At 60.8% G+C, this 17,880-nt stretch carries 11 protein-coding genes and 2 pseudogenes; 5 read left to right on the forward strand and 8 right to left on the reverse strand.

Features of this window, described 5'->3' with window-relative positions; all coding sequences use genetic code 11:
* A pseudogene (locus ACNPAA_RS11785) lies at positions 1-737 on the forward strand (IS4-like element ISAeme15 family transposase); the annotation flags it as partial.
* A 398-nt stretch (positions 738-1,135) separates the two neighbouring features.
* Here the strand turns inward: ACNPAA_RS11785 and ACNPAA_RS11790 are convergent.
* Positions 1,136-1,771 (reverse strand): glutathione S-transferase family protein, encoded by a 636-nt coding sequence (locus ACNPAA_RS11790; protein ID WP_171865370.1) that lies wholly within the window; start codon positions 1,769-1,771, stop codon positions 1,136-1,138.
* A 258-nt stretch (positions 1,772-2,029) separates the two neighbouring features.
* On the opposite strand from ACNPAA_RS11790, the gene ACNPAA_RS11795 reads away from it, so the two are divergent.
* From ACNPAA_RS11795 to ACNPAA_RS11810, 4 genes are all read left to right on the forward strand, one after another.
* The gene (locus tag ACNPAA_RS11795; protein ID WP_128312996.1) at positions 2,030-3,214 is read left to right on the forward strand and encodes an acyltransferase family protein; all 1,185 of its coding nucleotides are present in this window, start codon (positions 2,030-2,032) and stop codon (positions 3,212-3,214) included.
* 348 nt (positions 3,215-3,562) lie between these two features.
* The gene (gene selD, locus ACNPAA_RS11800) at positions 3,563-4,600 is read left to right on the forward strand and encodes a selenide, water dikinase SelD (protein ID WP_113978927.1); all 1,038 of its coding nucleotides are present in this window, start codon (positions 3,563-3,565) and stop codon (positions 4,598-4,600) included.
* Complete coding sequence (mnmH, locus tag ACNPAA_RS11805; RefSeq protein WP_113978925.1) at positions 4,597-5,727, forward strand: tRNA 2-selenouridine(34) synthase MnmH; 1,131 nt, start codon at positions 4,597-4,599, stop codon at positions 5,725-5,727. Before selD ends, mnmH begins: the two co-directional genes overlap by 4 nt.
* On the forward strand, positions 5,721-6,365 hold the full coding sequence (locus ACNPAA_RS11810; protein ID WP_113978923.1) for an MBL fold metallo-hydrolase: 645 nt from the start codon (positions 5,721-5,723) through the stop codon (positions 6,363-6,365). Before mnmH ends, ACNPAA_RS11810 begins: the two co-directional genes overlap by 7 nt.
* Here the strand turns inward: ACNPAA_RS11810 and ACNPAA_RS11815 are convergent.
* The 7 genes and pseudogenes from ACNPAA_RS11815 to ACNPAA_RS11845 all read right to left on the reverse strand — a co-directional run bounded on the left by ACNPAA_RS11815 (position 6,341) and on the right by ACNPAA_RS11845 (position 17,737).
* Positions 6,341-7,357, reverse strand: coding sequence for an HD domain-containing phosphohydrolase (locus ACNPAA_RS11815; RefSeq protein WP_113978922.1), 1,017 nt, complete (start codon positions 7,355-7,357; stop codon positions 6,341-6,343). The genes ACNPAA_RS11810 and ACNPAA_RS11815 overlap by 25 nt on opposite strands.
* Positions 7,354-10,511, reverse strand: a pseudogene (locus tag ACNPAA_RS11820) (response regulator). The gene ACNPAA_RS11815 and the pseudogene ACNPAA_RS11820 overlap by 4 nt, the downstream one beginning before the upstream one ends.
* Before the next feature lie 204 nt (positions 10,512-10,715).
* Positions 10,716-11,003 carry a 50S ribosomal protein L25 gene (gene rplY / locus ACNPAA_RS11825; RefSeq protein WP_010674717.1) on the reverse strand — a complete coding sequence of 96 codons (288 nt, stop codon included), beginning with the start codon at positions 11,001-11,003 and terminating at the stop codon, positions 10,716-10,718.
* A 163-nt stretch (positions 11,004-11,166) separates the two neighbouring features.
* Entirely contained in the window at positions 11,167-12,000 is an 834-nt protein-coding gene (locus ACNPAA_RS11830; protein ID WP_113978433.1) for a hypothetical protein, read from the reverse strand.
* 71 nt (positions 12,001-12,071) lie between these two features.
* A complete protein-coding gene (gene hrpA / locus ACNPAA_RS11835) occupies positions 12,072-15,971 on the reverse strand; it encodes an ATP-dependent RNA helicase HrpA (protein ID WP_113978435.1) in 3,900 nt (1,299 codons plus the stop codon).
* Positions 15,972-16,160: 189 nt separating this feature from the next.
* Entirely contained in the window at positions 16,161-16,583 is a 423-nt protein-coding gene (locus ACNPAA_RS11840) for a CBS domain-containing protein (RefSeq protein ID WP_010674714.1), read from the reverse strand.
* A gap of 83 nt (positions 16,584-16,666) precedes the next feature.
* A complete protein-coding gene (locus tag ACNPAA_RS11845; RefSeq protein ID WP_113978437.1) occupies positions 16,667-17,737 on the reverse strand; it encodes a helix-turn-helix transcriptional regulator in 1,071 nt (356 codons plus the stop codon).
* Positions 17,738-17,880: the final 143 nt, after the last annotated feature.

The raw sequence follows: 17,880 nt of genomic DNA on the forward strand, positions 1-17,880 counted from the left end.
TCATTCACTCATTGCCGGACAAGTCAGTGACCCTGCTGGATAAAGGCTTCTTCGGTGCCGACCTGTTGCTGCGTATTCAGGCCGAAGACACCGACCGTCACTGGCTCATCCCGGAACGCAAGGGGCTGGTATACACGGAACTTGAGCGCTATGGCGACGGTGACCGTCTGTTGCAAATGACGGTCTCGCCTCAGGCTAGCAAGAAAAACCCGGCGTTGCCGACACACTGGCAAGTTCGCGCAGTGACCTATGAGGTGGCAGGCAAGGAGAAAACGGTCTTTACCTCCCTGCCCGTGGCGCGATTCAGCGCAGCTCAGGTGGCGACCCTGTACCACGAGCGCTGGGAAATCGAGCTGGGATACCGGGATATCAAAAGCGCGATGCAGCACAACGCCATCACGCTGAGAAGCAAGAAAGTGGACTTGGTCTATCAGGAGCTGTGGGGATTGCTGCTTGGATACAATCTGGTCAGGCGGGAGGCCAGCCAGGCCGCCGTAGCCCATCAGCGAGCGCCCAATGAGGTGAGCTTTAAGTTTGCCTGTCATTTCATCGCGAACCAGATGGCAGTGATGGCGGGCGCGTTATCGCCAGCCCATACGCCACGGAGGTTGGCGGAGTTGCGGGGCTGCATAGGCGTCATGTTCATAGAAAAACGCCCCAGGCCATCGAGACCCAGGGCGGTGAAGATATCAAAGACCCGTTTTCCGGTAAATCGCAATGCGGCTCCGCTTAAGTGAACAGCATTGCGCGATCAAAGCGGGCTTTTTTTATGCGGCCGCCAAAGAGACAACCTCCCCCCGACTTTGCCACCAACAGCGATTGCTGCCCCCATCCCTCCTCTTCGACTGACGACTGCCATCTTCAATCAAAGGTTGCCGCATCGTTAACCCGATTCTCATCTCTCTTTCACTACACAACCCACCAGCAGAGACATGCCCGGCATTTGCTATATGCAAAAGCATGAAATATTACGCATCAATATTAAAAAATCCTCGGGGAAATATCAGCCATAAACGCATACCCACTCATTTGAATGAATATTGCTGTTTTCCCCTGCAATGGATCACGCCATGCCCCTTGTCCGCCTCGCACATTGCCTGGGGCGACAATACTCGCCCACCACAAGTCATCCCGCTCAATCACGCGCTGGCGCGCCCAGCGGGAAGTAGTGTCGAAATGGCCTCGCCTCCTCCACCACCCGCACGATGGAGGGATGATTGAGCAGACGGGCGCGATAGGCACGCAGACGGCCATAGCCAGCCGGGATCTCGTCGGCGTAGAAGAGCGAGGGGGCGGCGGCGCAATCGGCCAGCGTGAAGTCTGCGCCGGCAATCCAGTGGCGTCCTTCCAGTCGCTGATCAAGCCAGGGGTAGATCTGATTGAGCATCTCGCGGGCCTCCGCTACGCCATAGTGGTCGCGATCAGCGGCCGGGCGCAGCGCATCCAGCACCACTTTTTGCATCGGCGTCATCACATAGTTGTCGAAGACGCGATCCAGCATATGCACCTCCAGACCCGCATCGCCGGGCGGGATCAGGCTGACGGGGCCCGGATGGTGCGCCTGCAGATGGGCGACGATGGTGCTGCTCTCGAGGATGCAGCGACCATCATCCAGCAACACCGGGAAGCGCTTGAGTGGCCAAAGGGCGGCAAGTTCGGCGCTGGCCGCCGGCTCTTCGAGGTTCCGGTATTCGAACAGGGTGGCATTCTCGTAGAGAGCGATCAGCACTTTCTGGCTGTAGGATGAGAACGGATGGGCATAGAGTTTCATGGGGATGTCCTGATGCTCAGAGGGATGACTTCCCTAGTCTAGATCCCCTCTCTATTTTCGATGCGTCCCTATCCCATGCTGGTTTTGGGATGATAAACGCCCATTCATGACGGCAATCACACTCGTATGACTCTCTTTTAGGTAGGGTGATCCCGCCTGCGGCCGCCAAGCCGGGGCAACCGACTCATCAGGGTTGATGAGCGGCACCACAACAAAAATTGATGTCAGGCCAAGCTGAACATCATCAAGGATCCCGTCATGAATCAATCATTGCCGCTGTTGACGCCGCTGCGGGGCATCGCTGCCCTGATGGTGGTGCTGTTCCATGCCCGCTTGCTGCTCTTTCCCCAGTGGATGGAGTCGATCGCAGGCCACACCCAACTCATCGAGAACGGCTACCTCTGGGTCGATCTCTTCTTTATTTTGAGCGGGCTGGTGCTGGCCCACGTCTACGGGGAGGCCTTCGCCCGCACGCCCCGCACCATCGGTTATGGCCGCTTCCTCTGGCTGCGGCTGACCCGGGTGTATCCCCTCTACCTGGTGACCCTGCTGCTGCTGGTAGGCTGGGAGCTCTACAAGGCCCACCACGGGATTGGCTTCTACGCCGGCCCCCTGTTCAAGATGTGGGAGTGGGAAGGAATGCCTCCGTTCGGCTCACCCTTTACCCCCGCCGAGGCGCTGCCAAGCAGCCTGTTGCTGCTGCAGGTGGTGACCGATCACGGATTGACCTGGAACTTCGCCGCCTGGTCGCTCAGCGTGGAGTGGATTAGCTATCTGCTGTTTCCGCTGCTCATTCCCCTCGCCGTCACCCGCAGCCGCTGGAGCAACCTCGCCCCCTTGATGGCCCTGACGGTGCTGGCCTTTATCGTGCACAGTCGCGGTACCCTGGATGTCACCAGCGGGGCGCTGGCCATCGGGCGCGGGGTGAGTGAATTCGTGCTCGGCCTCTGGCTGCTGCCGAAGGTGAAGGCTGCCCGCCAGTGGCCCATGATGCAGCGGGATCTGCCGCTGCTGCTCGCCTTTTTGATCCCCTTCGCGCTGATGCAGTTCACCATGACGCCGCAGCTGACCCTGCTGCTGATCAGCGCCTACGTGTTGCTGATCTGGATTGCCGCCTGCCAGGGCGATCGCCAGAGCCCGCTGCTGCGCCTCCTGGACAACCGCTTCACCAACTGGCTGGGGGATCTCTCCTACTCCATCTACCTGCTCCACGCCCTGGTGTTGCTCACCGGCTGCGAGCTTGTCCACTCTCTGGCGCCGGGGCTCACCGCGTGGTGGTACGCCCAGACCAACCCCTTGCTGGGGGTGCTGGCCACCCTGTTGATGCTCGCCGTGCTGATCGGGCTCTCGGCGCTGAGCTACACCCTGCTGGAGCGGCCGCTGCAACGGCGACTGCGCCGGCTAGGCAAGGCGCCCCAACCAGTGATGGAGCAAGCTGGCTAGTTTCCGTCGCCACATGCTGCCCCGATGCAAGACCGGCACGCCGTCGGGGCGGCTCAAAGTGGGACTAGCCTGAGCAAGGCGAAGAGTACGGCTCTTTTTGAACCCGACAATCCCCTGCGCTTTGTGTGAATTCCAGTTCGAATCAAGAGGGCCGTCTGTGGCATAATGGCCCGTCCTGTGGTCCTCGGCGGGGCTTCGCCGGCGCATCCTTGCCCTCCTCCCGTCCTGCCAGGCAGCCTGACATCACTGTGTTCACAGGCCGCCAGGGCCACCCTATTTTTGCGCGCACATTTGACGGTGCCACAGCAGTTATTGGCACACGCAAGTCTGCCCACACAAGGGGAAAGCATGTCTTCCATTCGTCTGACCCAATACAGCCACGGCGCTGGCTGCGGTTGCAAAATCTCCCCCAAGGTGCTCGACACCATCTTGAAGAGCCAGATCCCGGGCTTTGACGACCCCACCCTGGTGGTCGGCAACAGCAGCAAAGATGACGCCGCCGTGGTGGACATCGGTAACGGTCAGGGCATCGTCTCCACCACCGACTTCTTCATGCCCATCGTCGACGATCCCTTCACCTTCGGTCGCATCGCCGCCACCAACGCCATCAGCGATATCTACGCCATGGGCGGCAAGCCCATCGTCGCCATCGCCATCCTCGGCTGGCCCGTCAACATACTCGCACCTGAAGTGGCCCAGAAGGTGATCGACGGGGGTCGCCAGGTGTGTCACGAGGCGGGCATTTCTCTGGCAGGCGGTCACAGCATCGACGCCCCCGAGCCCATCTTCGGTCTTGCGGTGACCGGTATCGTGCCACTCAACGCCATCAAGCAGAATAACACCGCCCAGGTGGGCGACACCCTCTATCTGACCAAGCCGCTTGGCATCGGCATCCTCACCACAGCCCAGAAGAAGGGCAAGCTCAAGCCCGAGCATGAGCAACTGGCCCCGGATGCCATGTGCACCCTCAACAAGATTGGCCAGCGCTTCGCCGCCTTACCCGGCGTACACGCCATGACCGACGTGACCGGTTTTGGACTGGCAGGCCACCTGTTGGAGATGTGCGAAGGTTCCAGCGTCAGTGCCCGCCTGGACTTCAAGGCGCTGCCGCTGCTTGACGAGGTGGATTACTACCTGAGTGAGGGCTGCGTACCGGGCGGTACCCTGCGCAACTTCGACTCCTATGGTGACAAGCTGGGTGCCATGGATGATCGCACCCGCAACATCCTGTGTGACCCGCAGACCAGCGGCGGCCTGCTGGTGGCCGTCGGTAAAGAAAGTGAAGCCGAGCTCCTTGCCATTGCCGCACAGGCAGGGCTGACCCTCTCTCCCATCGGCCAGTTGCAGGCCAGCACCGGCAACCAGTTCATCGAGGTTGTCCAATGAGTGCCCTGCCACTGGCCACGGATTACGCCCAGATCTTTTTGGATGAGGTTCCACTCATCGATCTGCGTGCCCCCGTCGAGTTCAAGGAAGGGGCCTTTCCCACCGCCGTCAGCCTGCCGCTGATGACGGACGAGGAGCGTGCCCGGGTCGGTACCTGTTACAAGCAGGAGGGACAGGCCGCAGCCATCACCCTGGGCCATCAACTGGTGGGTGGCGCGGTGCGCGCCGCGCGCATGGAAGGCTGGCTGGCAAGGTTGCGCCAGCAACCCGACGCCCTGCTCTACTGTTTTCGCGGCGGCCTGCGCTCCCAGACAGTGCAGCAGTGGCTGGCCGAGGCCGGCATCACCCGCCCCCGGGTCGCGGGCGGCTACAAGGCGCTGCGCCACTTTCTCATCGAGACCCAGGAGAAGGCCAGTGCAGAGTGCGACTGGACCGTGCTGACCGGCATGACCGGCTCCGGCAAGACCCACATGCTGGCGCACATCACCCAGGCGGTGGATCTGGAAGGGCACGCCCGTCACAGGGGGTCGTCGTTTGGCCAGCTGCCGGGTGGGCAACCCGGCAACATCGACTTCGAAAACCGGCTTGCCATCGAGCTGCTTCAGCGTCGCAACCGGGGGGAATCACAGTTTGTGCTGGAAGACGAGAGCCGTCTCATCGGTCGCTGCGCCCTGCCACTCAACCTTTATGAGGCCATGTGCCGGGCTCCTCTGGTGGTGGTGGAGGTGCCGCAGGAGGCACGGGCCGAGCAGATCCGCACCGATTACGTGCAGGATCTCTGGCTGCGCTATCTGGAGTTCCATGGGCCAGATGCAGGCTGGCCGCTGTTTGCCGGCTACCTCACCGACGCCATGGCCAGGCTCAAGCGCCGACTCGGGGACAAGGATTATCGCGAACTCGATGGGCTGTTGCAGGCCGCCCTCAGGGAACAGGCCCAGAGCGGGGACACCCGCGCCCATCTGGTCTGGATCAGGCTGCTGCTGACTCGCTACTATGACCCCATGTACCGCTATCAGCTGGACAACAAGCGCGAGCGGATCCTGTTTCGTGGTGACAAGGAGGCCTGCCTCGCCTTCTTCGCCAAACGCTCCCCCCTTCAGACCCCTCAGGAGAGTCCCACATGTTGAAGTTCGAGGTGATCCCGGTCACCCAGTTCGCCCAGAATTGTTCCCTTATCTGGTGTGACGAGACCCGCCAGGCTGCCCTCGTCGATCCCGGCGGCGAGGCGGACAAGCTGCTGGCAGCCATAGCCAAACGGGGGCTGACCCTCACCCATATCCTGCTGACCCACGGCCATCTGGATCATGTGGGCGCCGCCGCCGAGCTGCGCGAGAGAACCGGTGTCGCCATTACCGGCCCCCACAAGGAGGATGCCTTCTGGCTCGATATCCTGCCCCAGCAGAGTCAGATGTTCGGCTTCTCCCACACACCGGCCTTCACCCCCGATCACTGGCTTGCACAGGGTGACAAGGTGCAGCTGGGCCGGTGCAAGCTGGATGTCTATTTCTGCCCGGGCCACACTCCGGGCCACATCGTGCTGCTCTGCCAGGCAGAATACCTCGCATGGGTGGGGGATGTGCTCTTTGCCGGCAGCATAGGCCGCACCGATTTCCCGCGCGGGGATCACGGGACGCTGATCAAGTCGATCACCGAGACCCTGCTGCCCCTTGGCGATGAGATCGTCTTTATTCCGGGCCATGGCCCGAGCTCCACCTTTGGTCACGAACGGGCCAGCAATCCCTATCTGACACAGCCCATCTGGTAATCCCCCCGCTCCTCGCGGGAATCCCATTGAGCCTTGAGGCGCAAGATCTCCGGCATGATCTCGAGAAAACGGGAGAGCAGCCGGGGATCGAAGTGCTGGCCGGAGCCATCGCGCATGGTGGCCAGCACCCGGTCCAGGGGCCAGGGCTCCTTGTAGGGACGACGCACGCTCAGGGCGTCAAAGACGTCGGCGATGGCCACGATCCGCGACGCCTCGGGGATCCCCTCGCCGGTCTCGCCGGCGGGGTAGCCGGAGCCGTCCCATTTCTCGTGGTGGTGCAGGGCAATCTCCGCCGCCATGCGAAAAATGGGGGCATCGGATCGCCTCAAAATCTCGTAACCGATGCGCGGGTGACTTCGCATGATGACCCACTCCTCCTCGGTGAGGGGGCCAGGCTTCTTGAGGATGTGATCGGGGATACCAATCTTGCCCATGTCGTGCATGGGGGCCGCCAGCTCCAGCAGATCCGACTGCTCCGGGCTCCAGCCAGCCGCATCAGCCAGGGCCCGGGCGTATGCGGCCATGCGCCAGATATGCACCCCGGTGTCGGTGTCGTTGTAGTGGCCCGCCTCGCTCAGCATGACGATGGCAGTGCGATAGCTGCACTCGAGCTGATCGAGGCGCACCAGGGAGAGATGATTGCGCACCCGGGCACGCACCGTGCTCGGACAGACCGGCTTGTAGATATAATCCACTCCGCCCGCCTCGAACCCCTGGCTCTCGCTGTCTGCGTTGTCGCTCGCGGTGATAAAGAGCACCGGGATCCCGGCATGAGCCGGATCGGCCTTGAGCCGACGGCACACTTCGTAACCATCCATATCGGGCATGCGCACGTCCAGCAGGATAAGTGCCGGCTCGTGACGCCCCACGGCGGCCAATCCCTCCTCTCCCCCTTTGGCAAAGAAGAGGTTGTACTCCTCCTTGAGGATTTGCCGCAGCAACCCGAGGTTGCTCGGCTCGTCGTCGATGATCAACACGCGCGGTCGACTCATGGCGCAGGTTCCTCCCGATCCTCCAGATAATCCTCCAGCTTGCGGGTGGCGAACGGGATATCGAACAGCTCCAGGGCTGCACTTATTTCGCTCACCAGCTCGCAAGGCAAGTGACTCCTTGCCTGGCTCAGCGCCGGCTCAATCAGATCCAGATCCTCGCTCACCAGGGCCTGATGCAGGGCGTGCAGGCAGACCTCCCGCGCTTCCCCCTGGGCCAGCGGGGAACTGACCGCGCCCGGCATAGGTATCGATGGAGTGTTGTGCACGCTCCAGGGCCTCGAGGAAGGGTGCGATAAGCTGGCTGGTGTCGCCACCCTGCTCGATGGCCTCGTTCAACTCGGCACTGATACGCGCCACATCGGTGAGTGACAGGCTCCCCGCCCCCCCCTTGAGCTTGTGGGTCAGGCTCGCGGCCGCATCGGTCTCGTGCTGGGCGATATAGTCCGGCAACACGGTACCAACCGTCATGTAGTCATCGCGAAAACGCCGCAGGTATTTAAGATAGACCGAGGCTTCACCCCAGTTGCGCAGTCCGGTATCGATATCGATGCCGGCCACCGGCTCATGGGGGAGTGGCTCGTCGCTCACTGTGAGCGGCAGGACACAGTCCGGCAGATAACGCAGCAAGGTCGCGATAAGCTGCTCCACATCGAGCGGCTTGGCGATGAAGTCGTTCATGCCAGAGGCCAGCGCCGCCTCCCGCTGATCCTTGAATACCCCTGCGGTGAGTGCCAGCACGGGAGTCTCCTCCCGCCCCGGCAGCAGACGCAGGCGACGGGTCGCCTCGTAGCCATCCATCACTGGCATCTGCACATCCATGAGTACCAGATCGATGCGCCGTGCCGGATCTGCCAGGCAGGCCAGGGCTCGCTCCCCATCGATGGCGGTGATCACCTCGGCCCCCTCCCGTTGCAACAAGCGGGTCGCCACCTCCAGGTTGATGTCGCTGTCATCCACCAGCAGTATGTGCACGCCCGGCAGGCGCAGACGGCGCTGGCCACTCTCAAGGGGCTCCACATGCTCGCGCTTCTCGTGGATGAGACGTGCCACCGCGTTGTAGAGACTGGAGCCGGTGACCGGTTTGTGCAGCACCAGATCCACCTGATCCGAGCCGGGGCGGTGCATCAGTTCATCCTGGGAATAGGCGGTCGCCATGATGATGATGGGTGAACGCTCCTGCTGCTCGAAGGCGCGGCGAATGGCCAGGCAGGTCTCGAGCCCGTCCATGCCCGGCATGATCCAGTCGAGCAGGATCACGTCAAAACGCTCCCCCTGGCGCAGCAGATGGTGCAGCGCCTGCTCACCGGACTCCACCACCCGCGACTGCCATCCGAGGGAACCCACCGTCATCGACAGGGCGTCGCGGGTCACCTGATTGTCGTCGGCGATGAGCAGCGAGATGTGCTGCAGGCGCTCGTTCAAGGCCTCGGGCCGCTCCCCCTGCTCCAGCCGGACGCGGAACCAGAATTCGCTCCCCTTGCCAAGCTCGCTGGTGACGCCGATGTCCCCCCCATCAGATTCACCAGGCGGCGACTGATGGTCAGACCAAGCCCGGTGCCCCCGAAGCGGCGACTGGTGGAGGAGTCTGCCTGGGAGAATGCATTGAAAATGTTGGCCTGCTGCTCGGGGGGAATGCCGATCCCGGTGTCGCGCACCCGAAACAGCAAGGTGGCCATGCCGTCTTGCTCTGATTCCAGCACAACCTTGACCTCCACCTCGCCGCGTTCGGTAAACTTGATGGCATTGCCGGTCAGGTTGAGCAGCACCTGCTCGAGGCGCAGGGCGTCCCCAATCAGATGGGAAACCGGCTCGGGGGCACTGCTCACCACCAGTTTGAGGTGCTTCTGGCCAACGCAGGTGGACATGATGGCCGCCACGTGATCGAGCACCTCTTCGAGACTGAATGGCACCCGCTCAAGCTTGAGCCGACCCGACTCAATCTTGGAGAAATCGAGGATGTCGTTGATGATCCCGAGCAGCGCCTGCCCGGCCTGGTGGATTTTGCGCACCAGGGCATGCTGACCATCCTCGAGCCCTCCCTGTTCGAGCAGGTAGGTCAGCCCCATGATGGCGTTCATGGGGGTGCGGATCTCGTGGCTCATGTTGGCGATGAAATCACCTTTGACCTGTGCCAACCTGGCCGCTTCCTGCTGGGCCAGTTGCTCCTTGTGCCTGCTGCGCACCAGTGCAGCCACACCGGCACCAAACAACAGCAGCAGCACGGCGCTGGCGGCCAAGATGATCCCCCAGATATGAGTGCGAATGGCCTGCAGCTCGCTGTGCGGCACCAGGGACGCGGCTTTCCAGATCAGCTGATCATGATTCTGTGCCGGGTACAGGGTGGTCCAGCTCCAGAGTCCGTCGGCAGACTCCATCTGGCCGTTTGATGCGTCCCAGAACGCCTGCCAAGCCTGGGGTGAAGTCTGCTTCAGAGTCAGATCCGGGCGCTCGAGCATGAAGCCCCACTCCCGGGATGGGTCCGGGCTGCGCAGCCAGTATCCGTCCTGGTTGAACAGCATGGTGTGATTGGCTGCCTTGCCGCTGCTGTCGGCAAACTCCTTGAGCATACGGGCGGCCTGGACGTTGATAAGCAGCAAACCAAGATCACGCCCCCCAAGGCGCAGACGCTTGGCAATGCGGATCATGGGGTTGAAGGGGCGATCGATCACCCCGTGTTCAACGTTGAGATCGAGCGGCGAGACGTAGACCCGCTCCCAGGGCAGCGCCATGGCATCACGAAAGTAGTAACGCTCCCCCTTGTTCTGCAACTGGTCGTCCGCTACCCGCCACAGACGCGGACCCTGACGATCGATGCGCACTAGCTCCATGCCATCCGGGGCAAGCCAACGCACCTGGGCATAGTCGGGATTGCGGTTCATCAGGATGGTGAACTGGACGGCCAGGGTCTCACGGTCATTGCGAGCCGCCGCTTCGAGCAGGATGGGTTCTTCCGACATGCTGCGCACATGGCGCAGTGGCACCGCCAGCTCGCCGTCAAGGCGGCCGCTGGCAAGCGCCAGGAAGGTGCTCTCATCACTGCGAACGCGATAGAGCTCGCGTTCGATCAGTGCATTGCCCAGCAAATAGCCACCCGCCAGGACCAGCGCAGAATAGGTGAAAACAGCAGGATATATGTCCGTACGATTCCCTTCATAACGGTCAACATCGCCCCGAAAAATGGACTTGTCCGAGTACCTCTTGAACATCAGAGCACCACAACACGTGTCCTGCTGTCAATCATGCCTACAAGTAAAGACCAATAGTGCTGTTTGAGTATTTTATTTTCCCGGAAAAAATGCTGTAAAAACAAAGAGGCCACCCGATTGGGTGGCCTCTTCACAGGAAAGTTCGTTGTCGATTAGACGCGAACGAAATCCAGGTGAACCAGCTTGTAGCGAACCGGGTGACGCTGGATAGCCTTCACGTTCACTTTGACTTCTTCACCGTTGATGACCAGGGTCAGCTCGGAGGAGTAGAACTCCGGCTTCTCTTGGGCCAGGATCAGCTTTTTGTGGTCCAGGGTAACGGACACGGCTTCTTTGCCTGCACCGTAAACGATGGCAGGAACCAGGTCAGCATGACGCAGGCGGCGGCTCGCACCTTTCCCCAGGTCAGAACGGACTTCAGCTTGGAATACGAAAGACATAGTGATTATCTCTTTTAAGATGAATGTATGGTGTTGACTGCGACCGGTCAGCACCTCGCAAAACGAGCGCGAATACTAGCACGGGCCCGGAGGGGATACAAGGAAAGAACCCGCGGCACTCTTCTCTAGGCAAAAGGCACTCCACCACGCCTCTCGCCATCCCCTAACGCCCCTGCTCCAGACGGGCAAACTGCTGCTGTCGCTGGGCCGGGCTCAGGGCATCGAATTGCGCCAGGGTCTGCGCTGTGGGGCAATAGAGGCGCAGCCCGGCCTGCACCTGGATCCCTTTGGCCATCCTGTCACGATTTTCCTGCACCAGCGCCAGCAGATAGCTGTAAGTATCCGAACCGCCGGCCTCTTTTGACTGAAGCTGGCTTGCGATACGCCACAGGGTCTCTCCCGCCGCCACCTGATGACAAACCCGCGATGCCTCCCCTGCCGCCGTGGCGGAAAGAGTCAGGGTCGCCTGCTCAGGGGCAGAATCTGCGGTGGCCATGGGCTGTGCATCTCCCTGTCTTGCCAAGGCCTGGATGGCGACTCCCTGCCCCCCCAGCCGTGCGAGCAAGGGCTCCCCCAGGGGCATCCGTGCCTTCCTCTCCCGAGGCAGGGAGAACTCGGCGACAAAGGCGACAGCGCCCGGGACTTCGAACGAGGGGGTCGAGGAGGCGGCTTGCAGTACTGATTGGTGGGGCGCCATGCCATAGGCCATCTCATCGATGCGCTTTAGCCTGGCCAGGTAAGCCTTGGAGAGCTGGGCCTCCCCTTCGAACAGATCGAAGGGGGGCACCAGCCGGGCAGGAAAGAGGATCTGCCAGCGGCCGTTCTTCTTTCTCTGTTCAAGAGGGGGAAACTGATTGCCCCGCCAGGCCGCAAAAATGGGCGGCACGGGGCGCTGCACCGGATAGTACTCCGGGTTGAGCTGCACCCAGGTTTGTTCCGCAATGGGTTGATACCCGCTGATGTTGACCAGTGCCACCCCCAACCAGATCCCCAGCATATGACGGCCTCCCTTCCCTTTGGCGTCCCGTTGCTTTCACACTATGGCTCAGAAAACAGATAGATAGCAGCTTAGCACTGGGCAATGGCGCTCTGCACCCGTTTATCCGAGATGGGGTATGGCGTCCCCAGTTGCTGGGCGAAGAAGGAGACTCGCAGCTCCTCGATCATCCAGCGAATATTGGCCACCTCGGTGGGAATAAGCTGGGATTTGGGGATCTTGGCCAGCAGCGCCTTGTACTCCGACTCCACGCTGTGCACCTTGAGCATGTAGACCCGATCCCGGTTGGGATCGATGGCGAGCTTCTCGAGACGACGCTCGATGGCCCGCAGGTAGCGCAGCAAGTCAGGCAGCCGCTGCCAGCCGGTCTCGGTGACAAAGCCCTTGTGGATTAGGTTGCCGAGCTGCTGCTGGATGTCGGACATGGCAAAGGCGGTGTCGAGCTGCATCTTGCCCTTGAGCCGCTTCTTGATCTCGTGGGATAGCGTCAGCACGCCTTCCACCTGCTTGGCCACCTCCACCACCGCATCGTTGAGCTCGGCGCGGACAAACTCCTTGAGCGCCTCGAAACCGGCCTCGTCCCAGGCCATGCCGCCGTGCTGCTCAATCAGCTTGTCACAGCCGCAGGCGATGCAGTCATCGATAAGCTCGGCCACCTTGCCAAACGGGTTGAAATAGAGCCCGAGCTTGGCCTTGTTGGGCAGCTTTTCCTGCAGGTACTTGATGGGAGATGGCACGTTGAGCAGCACCAGCCGACGCTGGCCAGCCCACATCAGCTGCTGCTGCACCACAGGACTTTCCACCAGCTGGATGGCGACCGAATCCTTCTGATCCACCAGGGCCGGATAGGCTTTCACCTCGAAACCGCCCCGCTTCTGACTGTACTCCTGGGGCAACTCGCCAAAGCTCCACAGGGTGAGGCCAGACTGCTCGATGTCATCGTCCGCCACTTGTGACAGGGTCTCCTGCACCTTGCCACGCAGGGACTCTTTCAAGGCCTCCAGATCCTTGCCTTCCGCCACCTTCTTGTGTTTGTCGTCCACCACCCGGAAGGTGAGTTTCAGGTGATCGGGCACCGCAGCCCAGTCCCAGGATTCACGGGGCACGGTCACACCGGTCATGCGGCGCAGCTGGCGCTCCATCTCGTCCAAGAGCGGCCCCTGTTCAGGGTTGATGCTGGCGAGCAGCGCATCGGCATAATTGGGGGCCGGCACGAAGTTCTTGCGCATCGGTTTTGGCATCGACTTGATGAGGGCGACCAACAGCTCGTGACGAAGCCCCGGGATCAACCACTCGAACCCCTTCACCTCCACCTGATTCAGGAGCGGCAGCGGGATATGCAGGGTCACGCCATCGGCGGCCTCCCCCGGCTCGAACTGATAGGTTAGCTTGAGCTTGAGACGCCCCTGCTGCCAGAAGTTGGGGTAGTCGAGATCGCTGATGTGGGCCGCGTCCCCCTTCATCAACATCTCTTTTTCGAAGTTGAGCAGCTCGGCGTCCTGCTTTTGCGCCTCCTTCCACCACTTGTCGAAGTGACGGCTTGATATCACCTCCTCCGGCAAACGGGCATCGTAGAAGCGGAACAAGTCCTCGTCATCCACCAGGATGTCGCGACGCCGCGACTTGTGCTCCAGCGCCTCTACCTCGGCCAGGAGCTTGCGGTTATCGCTGAAGAAACGGTGACGGGTCTCGAAATCCCCCTCCACCAGCGCGCGGCGGATGAAGAGCTCGCGGCACAGGGCCGGATCGATGCGGCTGAAGTTGATGGTGCGCTCGTTGACCAAAGTCAGACCATAGAGGGTCACCTTCTCCTTGGCCATCACGGCGCCGTTTTTCTTCGACCAGTGAGGGTCGCTGTGGTGCAGCTTGATGAGGTGACCTGCCAGCGGCTCCACCCACTCCGGTTCAATCTTGGCGTTGATGCGGGCGTAGAGGCGCGAGGTCTCCACCAATTCTGCGGCCATCACCCACTTGGGCGGTTTCTTGAACAGACCCGAGGCCGGGAAGAGGTGGAAACGGCCATTGCGGGCGCCGAGGAACTCGGGCTTCTCCAGATCCTTGTTGCCGATATGGCTCAAGAGGCCGGTCAGCAGGGCGCAGTGCACCGTCTTGAAATCTGCCGGTTCCTGATTGGCTTTAAAACCCAGCTCCTTGACCGTCTGACGCAGCTGGAAGTGAATGTCCTGCCACTCGCGCACCCGCAGGTAGGAGAGAAACTCCTTCTGGCACATGCGGCGAAACGGGTTGCTGCCAAGGGCATCCTGCTGCTCTTTCAGATAGTTCCAGAGGTTAACAAAAGCGAGGAAGTCGGAATCCTTGTCTTCAAAGCGTCTGTGCTGCTCGTCGGCGGCCTGCTTTTTCTCCATGGGCCGCTCGCGGGGATCCTGAATGCTGAGGGCGGCGGTGATCACCATCACCTCACTCAGGCAGCCGGTCTGCGCCGCACTGATCACCATCTTCGCCAGACGCGGATCAAGGGGAATGCGCGAGAGCTGGCGACCGATCTCGGTCAGCTGCAGTTTGGCTTCGCGATCGCCGGTGGCGGGCAGCTCGCGCACCGCCTCCAGCTCTTTCAAGAGGGTCAGACCGTCCTTGATATGGCGCGACTCGGGTGGCTCGACGAAGGGGAACGCCTCCATATTGCCAAGGCCGAGCGCCAGCATCTGCAGGATGACCGATGCCAGGTTGGTGCGCAGGATCTCGGGGTCGGTAAAGGCGGGGCGGCTATTGAAATCCTCCTCCGAGTAGAGACGGATACAGATACCGTCCGCCACCCGACCGCAACGCCCTTTACGCTGGTTGGCGCTGGCCTGGGAGACCGGCTCGATGGGCAGGCGCTGCACCTTGGTGCGCCAGGAATAGCGGCTGATGCGGGCGGTGCCCGGATCGATGACGTAGCGAATGCCCGGCACCGTCAGCGAGGTCTCCGCCACGTTGGTAGCAAGCACGATACGCCGTCCGGCATGTTGCTGGAATACCTTGTTCTGCTCGGCGTTGGAGAGGCGGGCGTAGAGCGGCAGCACCTCGGTGTCGCGCAGATTGAGCTTGCGCAGGGCATCGGCGGTATCGCGGATCTCCCGCTCGCCGTTCATGAAGATGAGGATGTCCCCCAGCCCTTCGCGGGCCAGCTCTTCCACCGCATCGAAGATCCCCTGCAGTTCGTCGCGCTCCTCCAGCCCTTCGCTTTTATCACTGACGAGCGGGCGGTAGCGCACCTCCACCGGATAAGTGCGGCCAGAGACCTCGATCACCGGCGCCTTGTTGAAATGACGGGAGAAGCGCTGCGGGTCGATAGTGGCCGAGGTGATGATCACCTTGAGATCGGGGCGCTTGGGCAGCAGCTGTTTGAGATAGCCCAGAATGAAGTCGATGTTGAGGCTGCGCTCGTGGGCCTCATCGATGATGATGGTGTCGTACTGGGTGAGCATCCGGTCGTTCTGGATCTCCGCCAGCAGGATACCGTCGGTCATCAGCTTGATGTGGGTATGCTCGCTCACCTGATCGGTAAAGCGCACCTTGTAACCCACGTAGTGGCCAAGCTCGGACTCCATCTCCTCGGCGATGCGGGCTGCGACGGTACGGGCCGCCAGACGGCGCGGCTGGGTGTGGCCGATGAAGCCCTTGACCCCACGCCCGAGCGCCAGACAGATCTTGGGGATCTGGGTGGTTTTGCCCGAACCGGTTTCGCCGGCGATGATCACCACTTGATGCTCTTCAATGGCTTTGGCGATCTCCCCCTGCTTCTGGCTGACTGGCAGATTGTCCGGATAGGTGACCTTGGGCACGCCCGCCAGACGGGACTGGTAGCGCGCCTGTGCCACATCCAGGTCAGCGGCGATGGTCTCGAGCACGGCAGCCTGCTTGGCTTCCGGCAGCTTCTTGACCCCGTGCAGTCGACTGGAGAGACGGCGGGCGTCGAGATTCATGCAGGCGGTAAGACGGCGGCGCAGCGCCTCGATAGAGAGAGACAAGGTACGAATTCCTTAAAAGAGTGCCCATCAAGGGCCATATCGATAGCTGGAGGAGATCCTAAAGAGCGAGGCTGGGCGGTGCAAGCCTTAAAGCGCCGCGCCAGCACATCAAGCCGGAGGCGTCATGACCGTCACGGATGAAAAGAGCAGGCCGGAGCCTGCTCTTTGAAAACAACCAGACAACACCGTTCAGACTCTGGCCTGATGCACGAAACAGGTGCCAAGCTGGGCGTGGATGGCCTGCATCACATTGTGGCGGTTGATGACCCCGAGCAGGCGCCCCTCCTCCACCACAGGATAGATCTTGGGCTTTTGACCCATCATCATCTCCGCCAGATCCAGGATGCTGGTGTCGGGGCCGACTGCCAGCACCTCCTTGCGCATCACATCCCTGACCTGGGCCACCTGTTCACAGTGGTAAGCCTCTTTCAACATGACGGCGATGCAATCCTGCTCGGAGACCCAGCCAATCAGATGTCCCTGGCTGTCCACTACGGGGCCGCCCAACTGATGACTGTTGAGAAATTTTTCCACCGCCGCCTGTACCATCATCTCTGCGCTGAAGGTGATGGGCTTGGTCTGCATGTAGTCCTTTGCCTTGAGTGATTCCATGACGCTTTCCCCCAACGAGCCTCCCGAGGGGAGGCAAGAGCCGGGCACTATGTCCGGCTCACTCCAAGCATAGTCCGCATGGATCAGGAGATGGATTGCAGCAAGAGCAAGAGCTCGTTCTGGCTGTGGCAGTCGGTCTTCTTGAACACCCCTTTCAGGGTGGAGCGCACGGTTTCCACCTTGACACCGCGCAGCTCCGCGATGTCGTTGCTGCTGTAACCCTTGCTCATCAGTACCAGCAGCTCCTTCTCGCCGATGGTGAGGGGATAGAGGCTGGCCAGCGCTTCGATGTCGGGGTTGAAGGCGTGCTCGGGGTCACGCAGCACCACTTCCACATAGCGTTCAAAGCGGCTGAGTCCGCTCATCAGGGTGCATTGGACCAGCAGCGGGCGCAGGTTAGGCTGACGGGGAATGGACATATAGGCGCTGGCGCCGGGCAGCAAATAGGCAAAGCCATTGAGGATCTCCTTGAGCTGGCGTTGCTGCTCCTTATTCTGCAAAGATAAAATGCCATTGATGGCCCGCAATTCCACATTTTCATCGGCGATACGGTTGAAGGCCACATTGGAATAATGAATATGCCCCTTGTCGTCTATGATGGCGCTGGGCTTATTATGGTTTTTCACCAGCTGTTGCAACTGATAGTTCTGGGTTTCCAGGGCCAGCAAGTTCCAATAATGGTGGCTCCAGGCCGCCAGTCCGGAATAGATTTCAGAGAGCGAGGTGAGGTCGCGACTACTGAAATCATCTTGCGCTGCACCACGGTAACTGCACAGGCTGCTCAGCCCACGCCCTTTCACCTGGCAGACGCCGCCGGCGGCGAATTGGGCGCCGAAACTTGCCAGCAGGCCCACCGAGCTTGAAATGCTGTTGGCGCTGACAATCCCCTTGCACCCTTTATCCAAGTAATGGTTGAACCACACATCCTGGCGATGATGTTGCAGGTAAAACTGCTGCTGGGCCTCGGTCAGACCGCTGGAAAAAAGCTTTATTCCGTCGCTCTTGTCATCATCCCGCAATAAAAACAGGGATGAACTACAGGAAACGTCGGCGCGAAATTGGTCCACGACGAGCTTAATGTCAGAATCATTAATACCGCACTCGTATAACTGGCTGATATAGGGCGATATCCTTTCTTTCTCTAATGCCTTCACACCCGAACTCCTAATTCTTATTTTTATTGAAGAGGCATCTTACTCTGCAATGGGATAGTCGAAAAGTAGTCAAATGAACAAAGGGTTTATGATTTATTCATAAATAGTCATGAATATAGGCTCATGAATGAATATGGCCAAAA

This window comes from Aeromonas sp. PS2Canimalfood6 (assembly GCF_048276795.1).
GTDB classification, from domain to species: domain Bacteria; phylum Pseudomonadota; class Gammaproteobacteria; order Enterobacterales; family Aeromonadaceae; genus Aeromonas; species Aeromonas caviae.